The 16,611-nt window shown below is 63.5% G+C and carries 17 protein-coding genes; 6 read left to right on the top strand and 11 right to left on the bottom strand.

The window, feature by feature from the left end:
- Positions 1-45 precede the first annotated feature (45 nt).
- Together rpoH and CKO11_RS12245 are read right to left on the bottom strand one after the other, a co-directional pair.
- The gene (gene rpoH / locus CKO11_RS12240) at positions 46-945 is read right to left on the bottom strand and encodes an RNA polymerase sigma factor RpoH (protein WP_223639146.1); all 900 of its coding nucleotides are present in this window, start codon (positions 943-945) and stop codon (positions 46-48) included.
- Between the two features lie 150 nt (positions 946-1,095).
- Positions 1,096-2,139, bottom strand: coding sequence for an RluA family pseudouridine synthase (locus CKO11_RS12245; protein WP_223639148.1), 1,044 nt, complete (start codon positions 2,137-2,139; stop codon positions 1,096-1,098).
- Between CKO11_RS12245 and CKO11_RS12250 the strand changes: the two genes are divergently transcribed.
- Positions 2,129-2,431 (top strand): DUF6476 family protein, encoded by a 303-nt coding sequence (locus CKO11_RS12250; protein WP_223639150.1) that lies wholly within the window; start codon positions 2,129-2,131, stop codon positions 2,429-2,431. The two genes, CKO11_RS12245 and CKO11_RS12250, sit on opposite strands and share 11 nt — an antisense overlap.
- A gap of 195 nt (positions 2,432-2,626) precedes the next feature.
- On the opposite strand, the gene CKO11_RS12255 is transcribed toward CKO11_RS12250, so the two are convergent.
- Positions 2,627-2,866, bottom strand: a complete 240-nt coding sequence (locus tag CKO11_RS12255) for an accessory factor UbiK family protein (protein ID WP_223639152.1) — start codon at positions 2,864-2,866, stop codon at positions 2,627-2,629.
- Between the two features lie 132 nt (positions 2,867-2,998).
- Between CKO11_RS12255 and lgt the strand changes: the two genes are divergently transcribed.
- From lgt to CKO11_RS12275, 4 genes are all read left to right on the top strand, one after another.
- Entirely contained in the window at positions 2,999-3,883 is an 885-nt protein-coding gene (gene lgt, locus CKO11_RS12260) for a prolipoprotein diacylglyceryl transferase (RefSeq protein ID WP_223639155.1), read from the top strand.
- A complete protein-coding gene (locus CKO11_RS12265; protein ID WP_223639157.1) occupies positions 3,880-4,953 on the top strand; it encodes a class I SAM-dependent methyltransferase in 1,074 nt (357 codons plus the stop codon). Before lgt ends, CKO11_RS12265 begins: the two co-directional genes overlap by 4 nt.
- A gap of 9 nt (positions 4,954-4,962) precedes the next feature.
- Positions 4,963-5,724 (top strand): peptidoglycan editing factor PgeF, encoded by a 762-nt coding sequence (gene pgeF, locus CKO11_RS12270; protein ID WP_223639160.1) that lies wholly within the window; start codon positions 4,963-4,965, stop codon positions 5,722-5,724.
- Between the two features lie 792 nt (positions 5,725-6,516).
- A complete protein-coding gene (locus tag CKO11_RS12275) occupies positions 6,517-7,347 on the top strand; it encodes a Hint domain-containing protein (RefSeq protein ID WP_223639163.1) in 831 nt (276 codons plus the stop codon).
- Between the two features lie 147 nt (positions 7,348-7,494).
- On the opposite strand, the gene CKO11_RS12280 is transcribed toward CKO11_RS12275, so the two are convergent.
- The 8 genes from CKO11_RS12280 to CKO11_RS12315 form a co-directional block, all read right to left on the bottom strand.
- Positions 7,495-8,982 (bottom strand): DegQ family serine endoprotease, encoded by a 1,488-nt coding sequence (locus CKO11_RS12280; protein WP_223639166.1) that lies wholly within the window; start codon positions 8,980-8,982, stop codon positions 7,495-7,497.
- A 133-nt stretch (positions 8,983-9,115) separates the two neighbouring features.
- Positions 9,116-9,307, bottom strand: a complete 192-nt coding sequence (locus CKO11_RS12285) for a DUF2065 domain-containing protein (RefSeq protein WP_223639169.1) — start codon at positions 9,305-9,307, stop codon at positions 9,116-9,118.
- On the bottom strand, positions 9,307-10,197 hold the full coding sequence (gene hflC / locus CKO11_RS12290; RefSeq protein ID WP_223639188.1) for a protease modulator HflC: 891 nt from the start codon (positions 10,195-10,197) through the stop codon (positions 9,307-9,309). The genes CKO11_RS12285 and hflC overlap by 1 nt, the downstream gene beginning before the upstream one ends.
- Positions 10,194-11,336 carry an FtsH protease activity modulator HflK gene (gene hflK, locus CKO11_RS12295; protein ID WP_223639172.1) on the bottom strand — a complete coding sequence of 381 codons (1,143 nt, stop codon included), beginning with the start codon at positions 11,334-11,336 and terminating at the stop codon, positions 10,194-10,196. The genes hflC and hflK overlap by 4 nt, the downstream gene beginning before the upstream one ends.
- An 81-nt stretch (positions 11,337-11,417) precedes the next feature.
- Positions 11,418-12,770 (bottom strand): glutathione-disulfide reductase, encoded by a 1,353-nt coding sequence (gorA, locus tag CKO11_RS12300; RefSeq protein WP_223639174.1) that lies wholly within the window; start codon positions 12,768-12,770, stop codon positions 11,418-11,420.
- A 123-nt stretch (positions 12,771-12,893) separates the two neighbouring features.
- Positions 12,894-13,373: a hypothetical protein gene (locus CKO11_RS12305; protein WP_200344810.1), complete on the bottom strand. Its 480-nt coding sequence runs from the start codon at positions 13,371-13,373 to the stop codon at positions 12,894-12,896.
- A 26-nt stretch (positions 13,374-13,399) separates the two neighbouring features.
- Entirely contained in the window at positions 13,400-14,185 is a 786-nt protein-coding gene (gene rpiA, locus CKO11_RS12310) for a ribose-5-phosphate isomerase RpiA (protein ID WP_223639177.1), read from the bottom strand.
- 112 nt (positions 14,186-14,297) lie between these two features.
- Positions 14,298-15,344, bottom strand: a complete 1,047-nt coding sequence (locus CKO11_RS12315; RefSeq protein ID WP_223639180.1) for a Hint domain-containing protein — start codon at positions 15,342-15,344, stop codon at positions 14,298-14,300.
- A gap of 204 nt (positions 15,345-15,548) precedes the next feature.
- Here CKO11_RS12315 and CKO11_RS12320 point away from each other — a divergent pair.
- Positions 15,549-16,611 (top strand): L-serine ammonia-lyase (locus tag CKO11_RS12320; RefSeq protein ID WP_223639182.1); only part of this gene is annotated, 1,063 nt, incomplete at its 3' end.

Genomic DNA, 16,611 nt, shown 5'->3' on the forward strand with positions numbered 1-16,611 from the left:
TTGCGCAAGCTAGGCCGGGGTGGGGGATGCGGCAAGGGCAATGGGTCAGCCGGGCAGCGGCATGCCTTTTTCCTTGGCCAGCGCCTTCATCCGGTTTTGCAGCTTTTCGAAGGCGCGCACCTCGATCTGGCGGATCCGTTCGCGGCTCACTTCATATTGCCCCGACAGCTCTTCCAGCGTGACCGGATCATCGCGTAACCGCCGCGCCATCAAGATGTCGCGTTCGCGTTCGTTCAGCACATCCATTGCCGCGACCAGCATGGCGCGCCGTGCCTCCAGCTCATCGGCCTCGGCATAGGCTTCGGCTTGATCGGCGGTTTCATCTTCCAGCCAATCTTGCCATTGCGTGGCGCTTTCGCCATCAGACGAACCGATCTGCGCATTGAGCGACGCATCCGAGCCAGCCAAGCGGCGGTTCATCTCCACCACATCGTCTTCGGTGACGTTCAGATCCTTGGCGATTTGGGCCACGGCATCGGGGCGCAGATCGCCATCTTCGAGCGCTCCGATCTTGGATTTCGCCTTGCGCAGATTGAAAAACAGTTTCTTTTGCGCCGAGGTGGTGCCCAGTTTCACCAAGCTCCACGAACGCAGGATATATTCCTGAATCGCGGCGCGAATCCACCACATCGCATAGGTGGCCAGCCGGAAGCCGCGTTCGGGGTCAAAGCGTTTCACCGCCTGCATCAAGCCCACATTGGCTTCTGAAATCACCTCGGCCTGCGGCAGACCGTAGCCGCGATAGCCCATGGCGATTTTCGCGGCGAGCCGCAAATGTGAGGTGACCAGCTTATGCGCCGAGGCCGAATCCTGATGGTCGACCCAGGCTTTGGCGAGCATGTATTCCTCTTCCGGTTCCAGAAGCGGGAACTTCCGGATTTCCTGCAAATAGCGGTTCAACCCTTGTTCGGGGCTGGGGGCTGGCAGGTTGGCATAGGTGTTCATACGCGCTCATTCCTCCTTCGGCCCCGATAAATGGGGCGAGACGGCCCGCCTTTCAAGGGTTTGCGGCTGCGGGGCCTTCTTTACAGGACCCTGAACGGAGCATGAACCCGATTCCGACGCATCGCAAGCTTGGTTGACGCAACTGTGAGCCTAGCCGGGGTGGGCCGCGGTGCGCAAAGCCGTTTGCAGGGTTTCGAAATCGGCGGGCAGGGGGGAGGTGAAGCTGAGCTCTTCGCCGGTGACCGGATGGGTAAAGCCCAGCGTCGCAGCATGAAGCGCTTGACGCGGGAAATTGGCCACGGCCTGCGCGGCGGCGTCGCCGATCACCCGTACCGGCAGTTTGCGTTTGCCGCCATAGGTCGGATCGCCCACCAGCCCATGGCCCACATGGGCCATATGCACCCGGATTTGATGGGTGCGCCCGGTTTCCAGCCAGCAATCCACCAGCGACGCGACACCGGCAAAATCTTCGACCACCCGCGCGCGCGTCACCGCATGACGTCCGCCGGAAAACAGCACCGCTTGGCGCTGCCGGTCCGTTGGGTGGCGGGCAAGTTGCGAGGTGATCTTGAGGATATTCCCGCCCTCGAAGCTGACCCCGCGAATGCCGCGCAGGCGCGGATCGGCGGCAGAGGGCACACCGTACACCAGCGCGCTATAGTGCCGATGCACGCTGTGCTTTTCAAATTGTGCGGCCAGCCCGTGATGCGCGCGATCCGATTTTGCCACCACCAAAAGGCCAGAGGTGTCCTTGTCGATTCGGTGCACGATGCCCGGGCGCGCCTCGCCGCCGATGCCAGAAAGACTGCCGCCGAAATGGTGCAAAAGCGCATTGACCAGCGTGCCATCTTCCGAGCCCGGCGCCGGATGCACCACCATGCCCGCAGGTTTGTCGATCACGATCAGATCGTCATCTTCCCAAAGCACGGTCAGCGGAATGTCCTGCGCCACGGTTTCCACCGCGCGGGGCGGGTCCAGCGCGATCGTATATACCTCGCCGGGGGCAACCTTGGCTTTGATCTCGGTCACCGGCGTGCCATCGCGGGTCACGGATCCTTCCGCAATCAGCTTGGCCAGACGCGAGCGTGACAGCGCGGCTTCTTCTGGCACAAGCGCGGCCAATGCCTTATCAAGCCGGTCGGCGGGGTTTTCGCCGATTTCGATGTGCAGGAGCTGCGAAGCGATGTCCGACATGATGCCTTCCGATCCGGCCCCGCCCCCCGAGGTGAGGTTTCTGAAACTGCTGACCACCACGCTGGCGGGGGTGATGATCGTCGGCCTTGTAACGATCATCGGGCTGCTTGTCACGCGGCTGCCCAAAGGGCCGGTGCTGCCAGACCTGCCCGCGCGGATTGTCCTGCCCGAAGGCGTGAAAGCCGAGACGGTGACCTTTGGCAAGGGCTTCACAGTCGTGGTCAGCGATGCGGGGCGGGTTTTGGTCTACCGCGCTGACGGGGCCTTGGTGCAAGACGTGCCACTGGACTAAGGGGTTTGCCTTGGTTTTGCCGCACCGGGCGCGCTGCCCCCTCTTTGCCCTTTCGGGCAAATTCACCCCCGGGATATTTGCAACAAAATCTAAGGGGCATGGTTTGCGACATAAAAAACGCCTCTCGAACATCTCAAGAGGCGCTTTGATCGCATAATGCCGCAAGCGCCGCCCGGACAGCGGCGCGCGCCCGTCTTATTTCGCTTCCAGCGCGGCGAGGCGGGCTTTCAGCGCTTCGTTTTCTTCGCGCGCTTTGGTGGCCATCGCTTTGACCGCATCGAATTCTTCGCGGGTGACGAAATCGCGCTCGGCCAGCCAGCGGTCCATCCAGCTTTTCATCGCCGTTTCCGCCTCGGTCTTGGCACCTTGCGCCACGCCCATCGCATTGGTCATCAGTTTCGACATTTCGTCGAAGATCTTGTTCGGAGCTTCCATCACGTTTCCCTTCTGCACCCCGGGACTGGCCCGATTTGCCCCCTATATGGTCTGCCGGGCCCGCCGAGACAAGGTTGACTTCGCCGCAAGGCGCGGGCCTTTTGGCGGCACGGCCATAGATGCGAGGACCCGATGGCGATCCCCTTTCCCGAGATTTCCCCCAATGCTTTCGTGATTCCGGGCGTCGATCTGCCGATCCGCTGGTATGCGCTGGCCTATATTGCCGGGCTGTTGGCGGGCTGGCGGATCGTGGTGGCGCTGATGAAGCGGCCAAAGCTGTGGGGAGGTCGCGCGCCGATGCCGCCCGAGCGGGTCGAGGATCTGCTGACCGCGGTGATCTTGGGCGTGATCTTGGGCGGGCGGCTGGGCTATGTGCTGTTTTACGATCTGTCCAGCTATCTTTCTGATCCTTTGGCTATTTTCCGCGTGTGGGAGGGCGGCATGGCCTTTCACGGCGGCTTTTTGGGTGTTGTGGTGGCGGGGCTTTGGTTCTGCCGCCGCCATGGCTACCCAATGCTGCCGGTCGGGGACGCCTTTGCGCTGGTCGCGCCAATCGGGCTTTTCTTCGGGCGGGTGGCCAATTTCATCAAGCCCGAGCTTTGGGGGCGCCCGACCGATGCGCCTTTGGGCGTGATCTTTCCGGGCGCAGCGGCGCAAAGCTGTTATGGCTGGGCGGGGCAGGTGGATGGGGCCTGTGCCCGCCACCCGTCCCAGCTGTATGAGGCGGGACTTGAGGGGCTTTTGCTGGGGGCGGTGCTGTGGGTGCTGACGGCACGCGGTGCGTTGAAACGGCCCGGGCTTGTCATGGGGGTCTTCTTGATGGGCTATGGGCTTGCGCGCGCCTTTGTCGAGCTGTTTCGCCAACCCGATGCGCAATTCACCTCGCCCACCAACCCGATCGGCTATGCGCTGCAATGGGGCGATTTCGGTCTGACGATGGGGCAAATCCTGTCGATGCCGATGGTGCTGATCGGGCTGGTGTTCGTGATCCGTGCGCGGCTGCGGGGGGCGGCATGACCCCCTTAGCCGCGGCATTGGCGCGCCGCATCGCGGCGGGCGGCCCGATTGGGATCGACACCTATATGGCCGAATGCCTGATGCACCCCGATCATGGCTATTACGCCACGCGCGACCCTTTTGGCCGTGGCGGCGATTTCATCACCGCGCCGGAAATCAGCCAAATGTTTGGCGAGATGCTGGGGCTGTGCTTGGCGCAAGTCTGGTTGGATCAAGGGCAGCCTGCGCCTTTTGTGCTGGCCGAATGCGGCCCTGGGCGCGGCACGCTGATGGCCGATGTCTTGCGCGCGATCCGCGCTGTGCCGGGCATGGCCGAGGCGGCCGAGGTGCATCTGGTTGAAACCTCTGCCACTTTGCGCGAGCGGCAGCGCGCCACGCTCGCCCCGCGCGCGGTCACATGGCACGAAAGCGTCGCCACCTTGCCTCGGGCGCCCTTGTTTCTTTTGGCCAATGAATTCTTTGATGCGCTGCCGATCCGGCAATTCATCCGGCAGGGCCCGGCCTGGGCCGAGCGGCAGGTGGGGCTGAAAGAGGGGCGGCTGAGCTTCGGCCTTGCCCCGCCCGCGCCGCTTGAGGCGTTGCAGCACCGGCATGGCGACACGCGCGATGGCGATGTGGTCGAAACCTGCCCCACAGCCGCGCCGATCATGACGGAAATCGCTGCCCGTATTGCCGCGCAAGGCGGGGTGGCGCTGATTGTCGATTACGGGCATTGGCGCAGCTTGGGCGATACGTTTCAGGCGGTCAAAGATCACCAGCCTTGCGATCCGCTGGCCGCGCCCGGCGAGGCCGATCTAACCGCGCATGTAGATTTCGAACCGTTGGCACAAGCCGCGCGCGCGGCGGGGGCGCAAGCCTCTGCCATGACCGCGCAGGGCGTGCTGTTGGAGCGGCTGGGCATCACCGCGCGGGCTGAGGCGCTGGCGCGCAGACTGGACGGCACGGCGTTGCAGGCCCATATTGCTGCGCATCGGCGCTTGACCCATCCCGAAGAAATGGGTCAGGTGTTCCAAAGCCTTGCCGTTTATCCCGCAACCGCCCCGCTGCCGCCGGGCTTCGACGCTGACTGAGCTCTTGCCATGCCCACCACGCTCGAAATCCTGACTGCGCCGGCGCTGTCCGGCCTGACCCACGGGTTCTTTACCCGCAAAGGGGGCGCGTCTTCGGGCGTGTTTGCCGGGCTCAATTGCGGCCATGGCTCCAGCGACCAGACAGAGGCGGTGGCGCTGAACCGCACCCGTGTGGCCGATGCGATGGGGGTGGCCCCTGCGGCGATGGTGGGCGTGTGGCAGGTGCATTCCGCCGATGTGGTCGCATTGGAGGCCCCACCCGCCCAGAAGATCGAGGCCGATGGCGTGGTGACCGCCACGCCGGGGCTGTTGTTGACCGTGCTAACCGCCGATTGCCAGCCCGTGCTCTTTGCCGATCGCACGGCTGGGGTGATCGGCGCTACTCACGCGGGCTGGCGCGGCAGTATCGACGGTATCTTGGAAAACACCTTGGCGGCGATGGAGCGGTTGGGGGCGACGCGCGCGAATATCACCGCGGTGATCGGCCCGTGCATTTCGCAGCGCGCCTATGAGGTCGGCCATGACTTCATGGAGAATTTTCTGGTCGAAGACAGCGCGAATGGGCGGTTCTTCGCGGGCGGGCCGAATGGCAAGCCGATGTTCGATCTGCCGGGCTACAGCCTTGCGCGGCTGCGCGCGGCAGGGGTGGGTGCTGCGGAATGGACCGGCCATTGCACCTATGCGGATCCGGAGCGGTTTTATTCCTTTCGGCGCACCACCCATGCCGGTGAAGCCGATTACGGCCGCCTGATCTCGGCGATCCGGCTGTAAGCGGCGCCGCGTTTTGCCAAAGCCGACTCAGGTCCGCTCTGCAATCAGGCGTGATTGTGGAGCTTTTTTCCCCAGCCTTGCCACACTTATGGCGTCCCGCGCGTAGAACCGCCGCGCAGCCCTTGTTTTGCGAATCTGGGCGGCAGGCGCGGTGCCATATTTTTCACCGTTCGCCCCGCCGGTTTTTTGCGCAACCGTCAAAACCTCGCCGCATTGGGAAAGGATATCTTAACCAACGGCCACAAGCCCCGAAAAGACCGAAGGCAGGAGAGCAGAGAATGACCCCGCAGACCAATCGCCGCTGGATGCGTGCCGCCCTTGAAGGCAGTGCGAAGTGTGACATCGCGATGCCTTGGGGGCGGGGGGGACGCCGCGCCCAGATGTTGGCGCGCCGGGCCGCACCGGCGGCCATCCGCGCGCGCGCCTGTCATGCTGGCGCGGCGCCGCGCTCGTCCAAGGCCGCCCGCTAAGGCGACCCGCTCGATTTTTCGTGCCTCGGTTTCGTGGGGCGCATGGGCCGCGCCTACAAGGGCATGGTCTTTGTGCGGGCCGGGGGCTGCCACCCCCGGCCGCGGTGCGCGGGGGGCTTGCGCGATTCGCATCAATTGCGGCGAAATCTGGGCACTGTTGCGCGCAACCGCCACAGTCCGGGCCCGTCCTGCGGGATTGGGCCCCCAGCCTTTATCAATTCTTCACGAAATTTGACGCGCGCCAAGGAAGGGCGCATCTTCCGGCTGTCTCTCTGCAACCGGTGGGGGCCGCGCAGATGTGACCAGACCGAAAGGCTGTGCCATGTCGTATTCCCACCGGGTCGGTGTCGGGCAATCTGCGCCCGTGCCGCGTTCCGAATCTCTTTTGCCGGCAGGCGTGCCGCGCGATATCCCCCCCGTCGTGCCTGCGGCGGGCAAGGCCCTGCGCGCCATGCCGCTGACCCGCCGCTATGAGGCCGCTTGGCTTGATGCCTGCGGGCAAATCCAAGACAACACCCGGATCGCCCCCGCAACCCCGCTTTTCGAAGAAGCCTTTTCGGCTTTGGCGCGTGGGGCGGTGATTGCCACCGAAGAGGGGCCGGTCGCGGTCGAGGATTTGGTGCCCGGGATGCGCGCGCTGACCGCTGAAGGGCGGGTCGAGACAATCACCTGGATCGGGTCCATGGTGATCTACCCCGAAGGGGATTCCCCGCGCGCTGGCGATGGCGGCGAAAAGGTCACCCTAACCCGCGTCACCGCCGAGGCCTTGGGCGCGGGGCGCCCGATGCAGGATGTGGTTTTGGGGCCGCGCGCCCGGCTGTGCCTACGCCATTCTCGGCTGCGCCGGGTGGCGGGGCTAGAGGCCGCCTATGCCCCCGCCCGGGCCTTTATCGATGGGGTCAGCGTGATCGAACTGACCCCGGCGACCCCGGTCACGGTCTTCCATGTGGTCTTGGAACGGCATGGTTCGCTGAAGGTCGGGGGGCTGGAGGTCGAAGCCTTTCACCCCGGCGAGGGGGTGGAGCGGATGATCGACCCGCGTATGCTGTCGCTGTTTGAGGCGCAATTTCCCCAGCTTGACACGCTGGCGGATTTCGGCCCGCTGGCCCATCCGCGCCTAACCCGGTTCGAAGTCGAAAGCCTGTGGGATTAAGCGTGCCGCCATGCCGTCGCGAAAGGGGCCGATAGCCCCGCTGCGGCGTCTGCCCTTCGACTTTGAGGAACATCCCGCAGGCCGTTTTTGATAGGTGAACGAAAAAGGCCCCCAAGCGGGGGCCTTTTGCACATGCGGGGAAGGGGCTTAATTCACCGGCACCGCAACAAAGCGCGGCTCGCCGCCCCGGCGGATCAAAAGCAGCACGGATTTCCGTCCGCCCTCTTTCGCTTCCATCACCCGGGCCTGCAGGTCCGACACGCTCAGCACCGGCTGCTGCCCGGCTTCCACGATCACATCGCCTTTACGCAGCCCCTTATCAAAGGCCTCGCCCGTTTCGTCGATATCGGTGACGACAAGGCCGCGCGTGTCTCCCGGCAGGTTCAACTCGGCACGCAGCGCATCCGACAGCGGGCTTAGCGCCATGCCCAGAACCTCGCCATTGGCGCTTTCGGGGGCGGTTTTCGCGCCCATGCCCGCCCCGGCCCCTTCGACCAGTTCGCGCTGGCCCAGCGTGACCAGAAGGGTTTGCTCCTTGCCGGCACGCATCACCACCACGCGGACCGCTTCGCCCACCGGGGCATCGGCCACGCGGCGCACCAGATCCTTGCTGTCCTTCACCGGATTGCCGTCAAAGGCCACGATCACATCGCCCGGTTCCATCCCCGCGTCTTTCGCCGGGCCTTCGGGCACATCCGACACCATCACGCCTTCGGGCTTGGAAAGCTGCATCGCTTCGGCCATGTCAGGCGTCAGGTCTTGGATCTTTACGCCCAGCCAACCGCGCCGGGTGGCCCCGAATTCCTTGAGCTGGCCGACCACTTTCGACACCACATTCGAGGCCATCGAAAAGCCGATCCCGATCGAGCCGCCATTGGGCGACATGATCGCCGTATTGACCCCGATCACCTTGCCGCTGGTATTGAACAAAGGTCCGCCCGAATTGCCCCGGTTGATCGCGGCATCGGTCTGAATGTAATCGTCATAGGTGCCCGAAAGCTCGCGGTTGCGGGCTGAAACGATCCCTACCGAGGCCGAGAAGCCCTGCCCCAGCGGGTTGCCCATCGCCATCACCCAATCGCCTTCGCGCATCGTGTCGCTATCGCCAAAGGCGACAAAGGGCAGCGGCTTGTCGCTGTCCACTTTCAGCAGCGCGATATCGGTTTTCGGATCGGTGCCGACCAGCGTGGCATCCAGCTTTTGCCCGCCAGAAAACTCGATCGAGATTTCATCCGCATTTTCAATAACGTGGTTGTTCGTGACGATATAGCCATCTTCCGAGATCACAAAGCCCGACCCCAGCGCATCCGACCGACGCGGCCGCGCCGGGCCATTGTTGCCAGGCATGTTCGGCATGCCGAATTCGCGGAAGAAATCTTCAAAGGGGGAGCCCGGCGGGAAACCCGGCATACCGCGGGCGGGTTCGGTCACAACGGTCGAGGTGGTGATCATCACCACGGCGGGTTTGACCTGTTCGACCAGATCGGCGAAACTTTCGGGCGTGGCAAAGGCCTGCGCGGGCGGCACCGGCGCCAGAACAAGCGCCGTGGAGACAAGCGCGGCCCCAAGCAGCGATTTCGCAAGGCGCGGCGCGGCGGTCATTTGCGGCATCCGAAGGGGGGCGGTGGTGATCATGCTGGTTCTCTCCCGTAGGTCCTGGCCGGGCGCGCCGGCGTCGCGTCGATAAAAAGCCTAAGCGGCGCCGGGTTCAAATGAAAGCCCGTCGCAATGCGTAAATTCGCTGTGAAACGGCGCGGGTTGTCCCAATTTAACTAAAGGCGCGCACCAAAGCCACGATCCCAACCCCCGCCGCAACCGCGCCAAGGCCGATCCGGCGGCGGGTTTCGGGGCGCAGGCTGGCCAAAAACGCCACCAGTTCCTCCATACGCGAAGGGGCCAGCGCAAGCGCCAGCCCCTCGATCACGAGCACAAGGCCCAAAGCGGTGAAAAACGCCGCCATCAGTTGTCGGCCGTCTCCGGCTCGAGCGATTTCACGAACCGATCATAGTCGAAGTACAGGCTGTCGGGCTCGGTCACGAGCGACGACGAGCCGGGCTGCAAGCTGTCGGCATAGAATTGCAGCGCCCGGGTGAAGGTGAAGAAGCTTTCGTCTTGGCCATAGGCCTCGGCATAAATTGCGTTGCGTTCCGCATCCGCCTGACCGCGCACGATCTCGGCTTGCTTGCGCGCCTCGGAGGTCAGCTCGACCACCTGACGATCCGCAGCAGCCCGCACGCGCTGCGCCGCCTCGCCACCACGGGCGCGTTCATCCGCCGCCTCGCGCTGCCGTTCAGCCCGCATCCGTTCATAGGTGGATTGCAAGTTTTGGTCCGGCAGGTCGGTGCGGGTCAGCCGCACGTCGATCACGTCAATACCAAGCGCATTGGCCTCGCGCCGGGCGATGTCACGGATCTGGTTCATCAGCGCGGTCCGGTCATCCGACAGCACCGCCGTCGAGGGCACTGACCCCATCACTTCGCGGATCGCATTGTTCAAGATGCCGTCAAGGCGGTTCTTGGCAAAGCTCTCGCCGCCGGCGCCTACCGCTTCGCGGAACCGCACCGCATCAACGATACGCCAGCGCGCGAACGCGTCCACCACAAGGCGGCGATCATCAAGCGGCGTCACCTCGAGCGGCTGGGTCGACAGCGCCAAGATCCGGTCGTCATATTTGACGACATTTTGCATGATCGGGATCTTGAAGCCGATGCCCGGTTCGGTGCGCGAAGACACGACTTCCCCGAATTGCACCACCAGCGCCTTTTCGCGTTCATCGACCTTATAAATCGACGACAGCGCGACACCGACCGCGATCACGCCGACGGGAATAAGAAGTTGCGCGCGCATCAGTTCGTCCCCCCGCTGGTCGTGGTGCTGGCCATGCCTTGCGGGCGCAGACGGTCAAGCGGCAGATAGGGCACGGTGCCTGCCTCGCCGTCGATCACCACCTTGTTCACGCCGCCAAGGGTTTGGCTCATGGTTTCATAGAACATCCGGCGTTTCGTCACCTCGGGCGCTTTGCGGTATTCTTCATAAACCGAGAGGAAGCGCGCCGCCTGACCTTGCGCATCGTTCACCACCTGGGCGCGATAGGCCTCGGCTTCCTGTTGGATTTGCGCCGCGGCCCCGCGCGCCTCGGCCGTGACTTTGTTGGCATAGGCGTCGGCTTGTTTTTCCAGCTTGTCGCGCTCTTGCTGCGCGGCCTGCACGTCACGGAAGCTGTCGATCACTTCGCGCGGCGGGTCGGCGCGGTTGAAGTTCACCCGCACGATGTTGATACCCGCCTCATAGCTGTCCAGCGTGCCTTGCACGGCAGTCCGCAGATCGGCGGCAATCACGCCACGGTCACGGTTCAGGATCGGTGCCAGTTCAGAACGCGCGATGATGTCGCGCATTGCCGATTCCGACACGGCGCGGATCGTGTCTTCCGGATCGGCAAGGTTGAACAGGAATTTTTGCGGGTCCGACACGTTCCAGACGATCTGATAGTTCACATCGACGATGTTCTGGTCGCCCGTCAGCATCAGCCCCGAATCCATATCGCCGCCGCGCCCGGTGCCGATTTCGGTGGTGCGCTCGTCCGTAACCGGGATCACCTCGGCGGTGACCACGGGCCACGGCGCAAAGTTCAGACCCGGATTGCCGGTGGCATTGTATTTGCCGAACATCAGTTCGACCGAGCGTTCGTTTTGCTGCACGGTGTAGAAAGAGCTCCACGCCCAAACGGCGACAAGCGCCAGCGCGCCCAGACCCAGCGTGCCCAGCGTGAAGGCCGGACCAGCGCCACCGCCCCCGCCGCCGCCAGAACGGCCGCCATTGCCAGACCGCCCGCCCATCAGCACGCGCAGTTGTTCCGAGCCTTTCTTCATCAGCTCGTCGATCTCGGGGATCGCATTGTTGCTGTCTTGCGGGCGACGCGGGCCGGGGCGACGCGGCGGTTCGCGGTCATCGCCGCCGCCTCCAGACCCCCAAGGTCCTCCGTTGGTCATTGTTTCCTCACCTTTGATCTCTCTGCCCCGAAGTGGGGATCACGTCCTGAATTTCAAGCGTTTTCGTCATGTTTGACGCGGTTATTGATGGCGCACCGGCGCGCGCATCGTCACCAACTCCTCTGCCATGGTCGGATGCACGGCGCAGGTTTCGTCGAATTGCGCCTTCGTGGCCCCCATTTTCATGGCAATTGCGGCCAGTTGGATCATTTCGCCCGCTTCGGGCGCAACGATATGGCAGCCCAGAACGCGCTGGGTGTCCTTGCAGACCACAAGTTTCATCAAAACCCGCTCTTCGCCTCCGGCGAAGGCGGAGCGCATCGGCTTGAAGGCCGAAACATACACCTCGATCGGGCCGTGCTTGCGTGCTTCTTCCTCGCTCAGCCCGCAGGTGCCGAATTCGGGGCGCGTAAAGACCGCCGAGGCGATCAGATCATGGTCGATGGTGCGCGGGCTGGCCCCAAAGACGGTATCGGCAAAGGCATGGCCTTCGCGGATCGCCACCGGGGTCAGGTTCACCCGGTCGGTCACATCGCCCACCGCATAGATCGAGGGGACATTGGTTTGCGACCACTCATCGACCACGATCGCGCCATTCTGTGCCTGTTTCACGCCCGCGTTTTCAATGCCTAGGCCTTCGGTGTTTGGCACGCGCCCCGTGGCATAGACCACAGCATCGAATTCCTGTGTGCGCCCGTCGCCCGCATGGGCGGTAAAGCCGGTCTCGGTTTTCGTCACCCGGTCGATGATCACGTTTTCATGCACATCGATGCCGCGCGCGCACATCCGCTCCACAATCAGATCGCGGCATTCGGTGTCAAAGCTGCGCAAAAGCGGCGAGCGGTTCCATTGTGCGACCTGGGACCCCAAGCCTTGGAAGACACAGGCAAATTCAGAGGCGATATAGCCGCCCCCCACGATCAATAGCCGTTTGGGCAGCGCATCGAGGTGGAACAGATCGTTCGAGGTCAGCACATGCTCACACCCGTCGAAATGCGGCACGAAGGGGCGTCCGCCCACGGCAACCAAAATATGCTTGGCCGAAATCAGCGTGCCATCGGCCAGTTGCACCTCATGCGGGCCCGCAATCGTGGCGCGTTGGGTGTGCACTTGCACCCCGGCATTATCTTGGCCCGCGCGGTAAATCCGTTCCAGCCGGTCCAGTTCGGCATGCAGCTTGGTGCGGAAGGCCAGCCAGTCGAAGGTGCCGATTTCGGCGCTCCAACCGTAAGCTTGGGCTTCTTCGACCGCCGAAGGCATGGAAGAGGCGAACACCATCAGCTTTTTCGGCACGCAGCCACGAATGACGCAGGTGCCGCCCATCCGGTCTTCTTCGGCCAGCGCAACTTTCGCGCCATGGCCCGCCGCGATCCGCGCTGCGCGCACGCCGCCCGAGCCGCCGCCGATCACGAAAAGGTCGAAGTCGAAGCTCATTTGTGGTCCTTTCCCTGCGCATGCCTGTGCCGCATGAAGGACTTAGCCTTGCGCACCCGTCAGGGCAAGGCAAGGGCCGCACCAACAGGCAGAAGGGTTACTGTCGGGCGGCTTGGTTGGGGGTTATTGGCCAAGGTTCGACAGCGTGGGCACCCGCGCGGCCAGTTCGGCGCGCCAAGCGGCATTTTCTTCCTTGGTCAGCATCCAGCCGGGGATCGACAATTGGCGTAGCCGGACAGCGGCCTTGCCGCCCGCCTTGGCGGGGTCTTCGTCCTTGTCGTGCAATTCGGCGTAGCTGACCGAGGCATATTTGCCCCAAAACCGCGCCACCTCCAGCCGATCATGGCGAAACACCAGCGCGGGGCGCGGCACCGACCACAAAACCCATGCCAGAAAGAAACACAAAACGGCGCCCACAAGGCCCGAGACCGAATGCCAGATCATCCCGTCTTCACCGCCACCGCGCAGCATTTCGATCAGCCCCATCGCGGGCGAAATCGCCTGCAAAAGACCAATCAAAATGATCCCCGCGCCCCAAATATGAGGCATCAGGGCACGTCCATGCACGATAAGGTCGGGGCGATGGTCGGCTTGCGGGGTCATGGGCGCCTCGTCTCCGTCAAGGTCCGTCAGTCCAGATCGGCAAAGATATTGGCATCTTCAGCGAAGTCGATGCGTTCTTGTGTCACCGAGCCCGCGTTGATGTCGCGCAACTCCACCGCGCCATCGGCCCCGCCAATGATCACCATGTCACAGATGTCGATGAACAGGCCGTTTTCGACCACGCCCGGGATCTGATTGAGCGCGGTTGCCAATTGGCGCGGGTTGGCGATCCGGTTGAGATGCAAATCCACGATGTGGTTGCCCTCGTCCGTGATATAGGGCTGCGATCCATTCAGCCGCAGCGTCGTTTGCCGCCCCAAGACCTCGACCGAGATCAGCATTTCTTCGATCAAGGCGCGGGTGGTTTGCCAACCAAAGGGCACCACCTCCACCGGCAGCGGGAAGGCGCCAAGGTTCACAACCTCTTTCGACGCATCCGAAATCACGATCATCCGGTCCGAGGCCGTGGCGACGATCTTTTCTTGCAACAGCGCGCCGCCGCCGCCCTTGATCAGGTTCAGTTCGGCGTCGAATTCATCGGCCCCGTCGATCGTCAGATCCAGCCATTTCGCTTCATCCAGCCCGACGACCGGAATGCCCACCTGCCGTGCCAGATCCGCGGTGCGGCTTGAGGTCGGCACGCCGGTGATCCGCAGCCCTTCTTCGCGCACCAATTCGCCCAGACAGCGCACCATCCAAGCCGCGGTCGAGCCGGTGCCAAGGCCCACTTTCATCCCGTCTTCGACAAAGTCGACGGCTCGGCGCGCGGCGGCGAATTTCGCCTTGTCGATCGGGGAAAGCTCGGCGGGCATCGGCAACTCCTTGGTCAGAACGCGCGCAAATGGTGACCTGCGCGTTATACCCAAGCGTGTGTCCCCGTGCGAGGATTAATTGAACGCCGCTCTTGTGCCTGATGCCGCAGCGTCAGCCGCCCAAAGCATCCAGCCGCAGCCCCGCCGCTTGCGCCGGGTTACGTCCTGCGCGATGCTGCAAGATCATCCGACCCACTTTGTTGGGCGGCACGATTGGGCGCGCGGGCAGGCCAAGCAGCGGTTCTTGCCCAAGCGCGCGGCGCAGGTCCTGTGCCTGTGTGGGCTCCATCATCAACAGCGCCTGCGGGCCCAAAAGCAGGCTTTCGGCACGGGTGTTCTCGGCAAAGATCACCTCATGCGCGGGCAGCATGATATGCACCCATTCGATGCGCGGGCAGGGCAGGCGCACAATACCGGGAAGTCCGACCAGCGACTTCGCGGCCACCAGCACCTCTTCGCCCGCCAGCGGGCCGGTGGTGGGGCGCAACAACACCCGATGCTGGCCCGACAGGAACAGCGGGCGGTCATTGCCCAAAACCCCCGTTGCAATCCGCACCGGGGCCGAGGGGCCGCGCCCGTTCACCCGCCAGCGTCCGATCCAATCGACCGGGCGATAGCCATTGTCAGAGGTTTGCAGCTTGTCGCCCGGTTGCAGCGTTTCCACCGGTTTCGGCCCGCGCCTTGTGGCAATCAGCGTGCCAGCGGCGAAACAGACCGCCATGGCGCTATAGGCCACGGCGGGATCATCCGATTGAATGGCGACGATCTCGTAGCTTTGCCCCGCCAAAAGCCGCTCGGACGAGGCGATGCCATGCACATGCCCCTCAAATTCCAGCACATAGATGGTGATATTGTCCGCCGGGTCACTGGAGCCGACCGGGCGCACGACATAAGAATATTCGGTTTCCACCTCGCCTGCGGCGCCAGACCCGTAGCTGACCCCGTCAAACACCATCGGTGCCACCAGTTCCTGATCGCCGTCGGCATCCTCAAAGATCGGGTCATCATCGGACAGCGTGACAAAGCGCAGCGTGGCCGCCGGATCGATGGTCAACGTCGTGGCGCCCACGGATGCCGCATTGGCCGTTGCATCGGACCCAAAAGGGTCCGGCCCGGTGACCGTTATATCCGAAAGTTGCCAAGCGCCGAATGTTGGCATGACTGCTCCATGCTTTTGGCGCAGTTTGCCCGCGAAGGGTGAAATAGGGTTTAACGGGTTTACCGTTTTACCATGGCCCCAACGCCCCGCAGCGGTCACGTTCTTGGGGGGACCGTTTGCGGATGTGCAAATGTCGTTTTCGCGCGCTTGTTTTGGGGCGCGGCGTTGCAGCATACCGGGACCATGCGGCCAAGGGAGTGCGCAATGTTCTTGAGCGTTTTCGATATTTTCAAGGTCGGCGTCGGGCCGTCTTCGTCCCATACGATGGGGCCGATGGTGGCGGGCGGTCGCTTCTTGGAGGCGCTGCGCAATTCGCCCTTTCATCCGCACGCCTTGCGGGTGCATCTGCATGGCTCCTTGGCTTTCACCGGCAAGGGGCATGCGACCGACCGCGCCACGATCTTGGGGCTGGCCGGGTTCTTGCCCGAAAGCTATGATCACGAGGCTGCCGAAGCGGCCTTGGCCGAAAACCGCGCGACGCATGTGCTGGTGCCCGAAGGGTTGACCGCGCTGCAATTCGACCCCGAGCATGATCTGATTTTTGATTATGGCGCGCCTCTGCCCGGCCATGCCAATGGCATGGTGATCGAGGCGCGCGACGCCCAAGGCGATGTGATCTTGCGCGAGACCTATTATTCCATCGGTGGTGGTTTCGTGCTGACCGAGGCCGAACATTCGGCGGTGGATGATCGCGCGTTGTCCACCCCTTCTCCGGTGCCCTTCCCGTTCCGATCTGCTTCGGAAATGTTGACCATGGCGCATGCCTCGGGGCTCAGTATCGCACAGATGAAATGGCGTAATGAATGCCGCTTCCGCTCGGAACAAGAGATTTCCGACGGGCTTGCGCGGGTCTGGCAGGTGATGAATGACTGCTTGAACCGAGGGCTTGAGTTCGAGGGCGAATTGCCTGGCGGGCTGCGGGTGAAACGGCGTGCCAAGGCCATTCACGAGGCGCTTTTGGCCGAGCGTGGCATGAACTTGGCCGCGCCGCATACGATCAATGACTGGATTTCATGCTATGCGATGGCGGTGAACGAGGAAAACGCGGCCGGTGGGCAGGTCGTGACCGCCCCCACCAACGGCGCGGCGGGGGTTTTGCCTGCGGTGATCCGCTATTGGTTGGATCATGTGCCGGGCGCGACCTCCAGCCGGGTGGGAGAGTTTTTGCTGACCGCTGCTGCCGTGGGGGGTATTATCAAGACCAACGCCTCGATCTCGGGCGCGGAATGCGGCTGTCAGGCAGAGGTCGGCTCTGCGGCGGCGATGG

This window comes from Rhodobacter sp. TJ_12 (assembly GCF_020023995.1).
In the GTDB taxonomy this organism is placed as follows: domain Bacteria; phylum Pseudomonadota; class Alphaproteobacteria; order Rhodobacterales; family Rhodobacteraceae; genus Rhodobacter.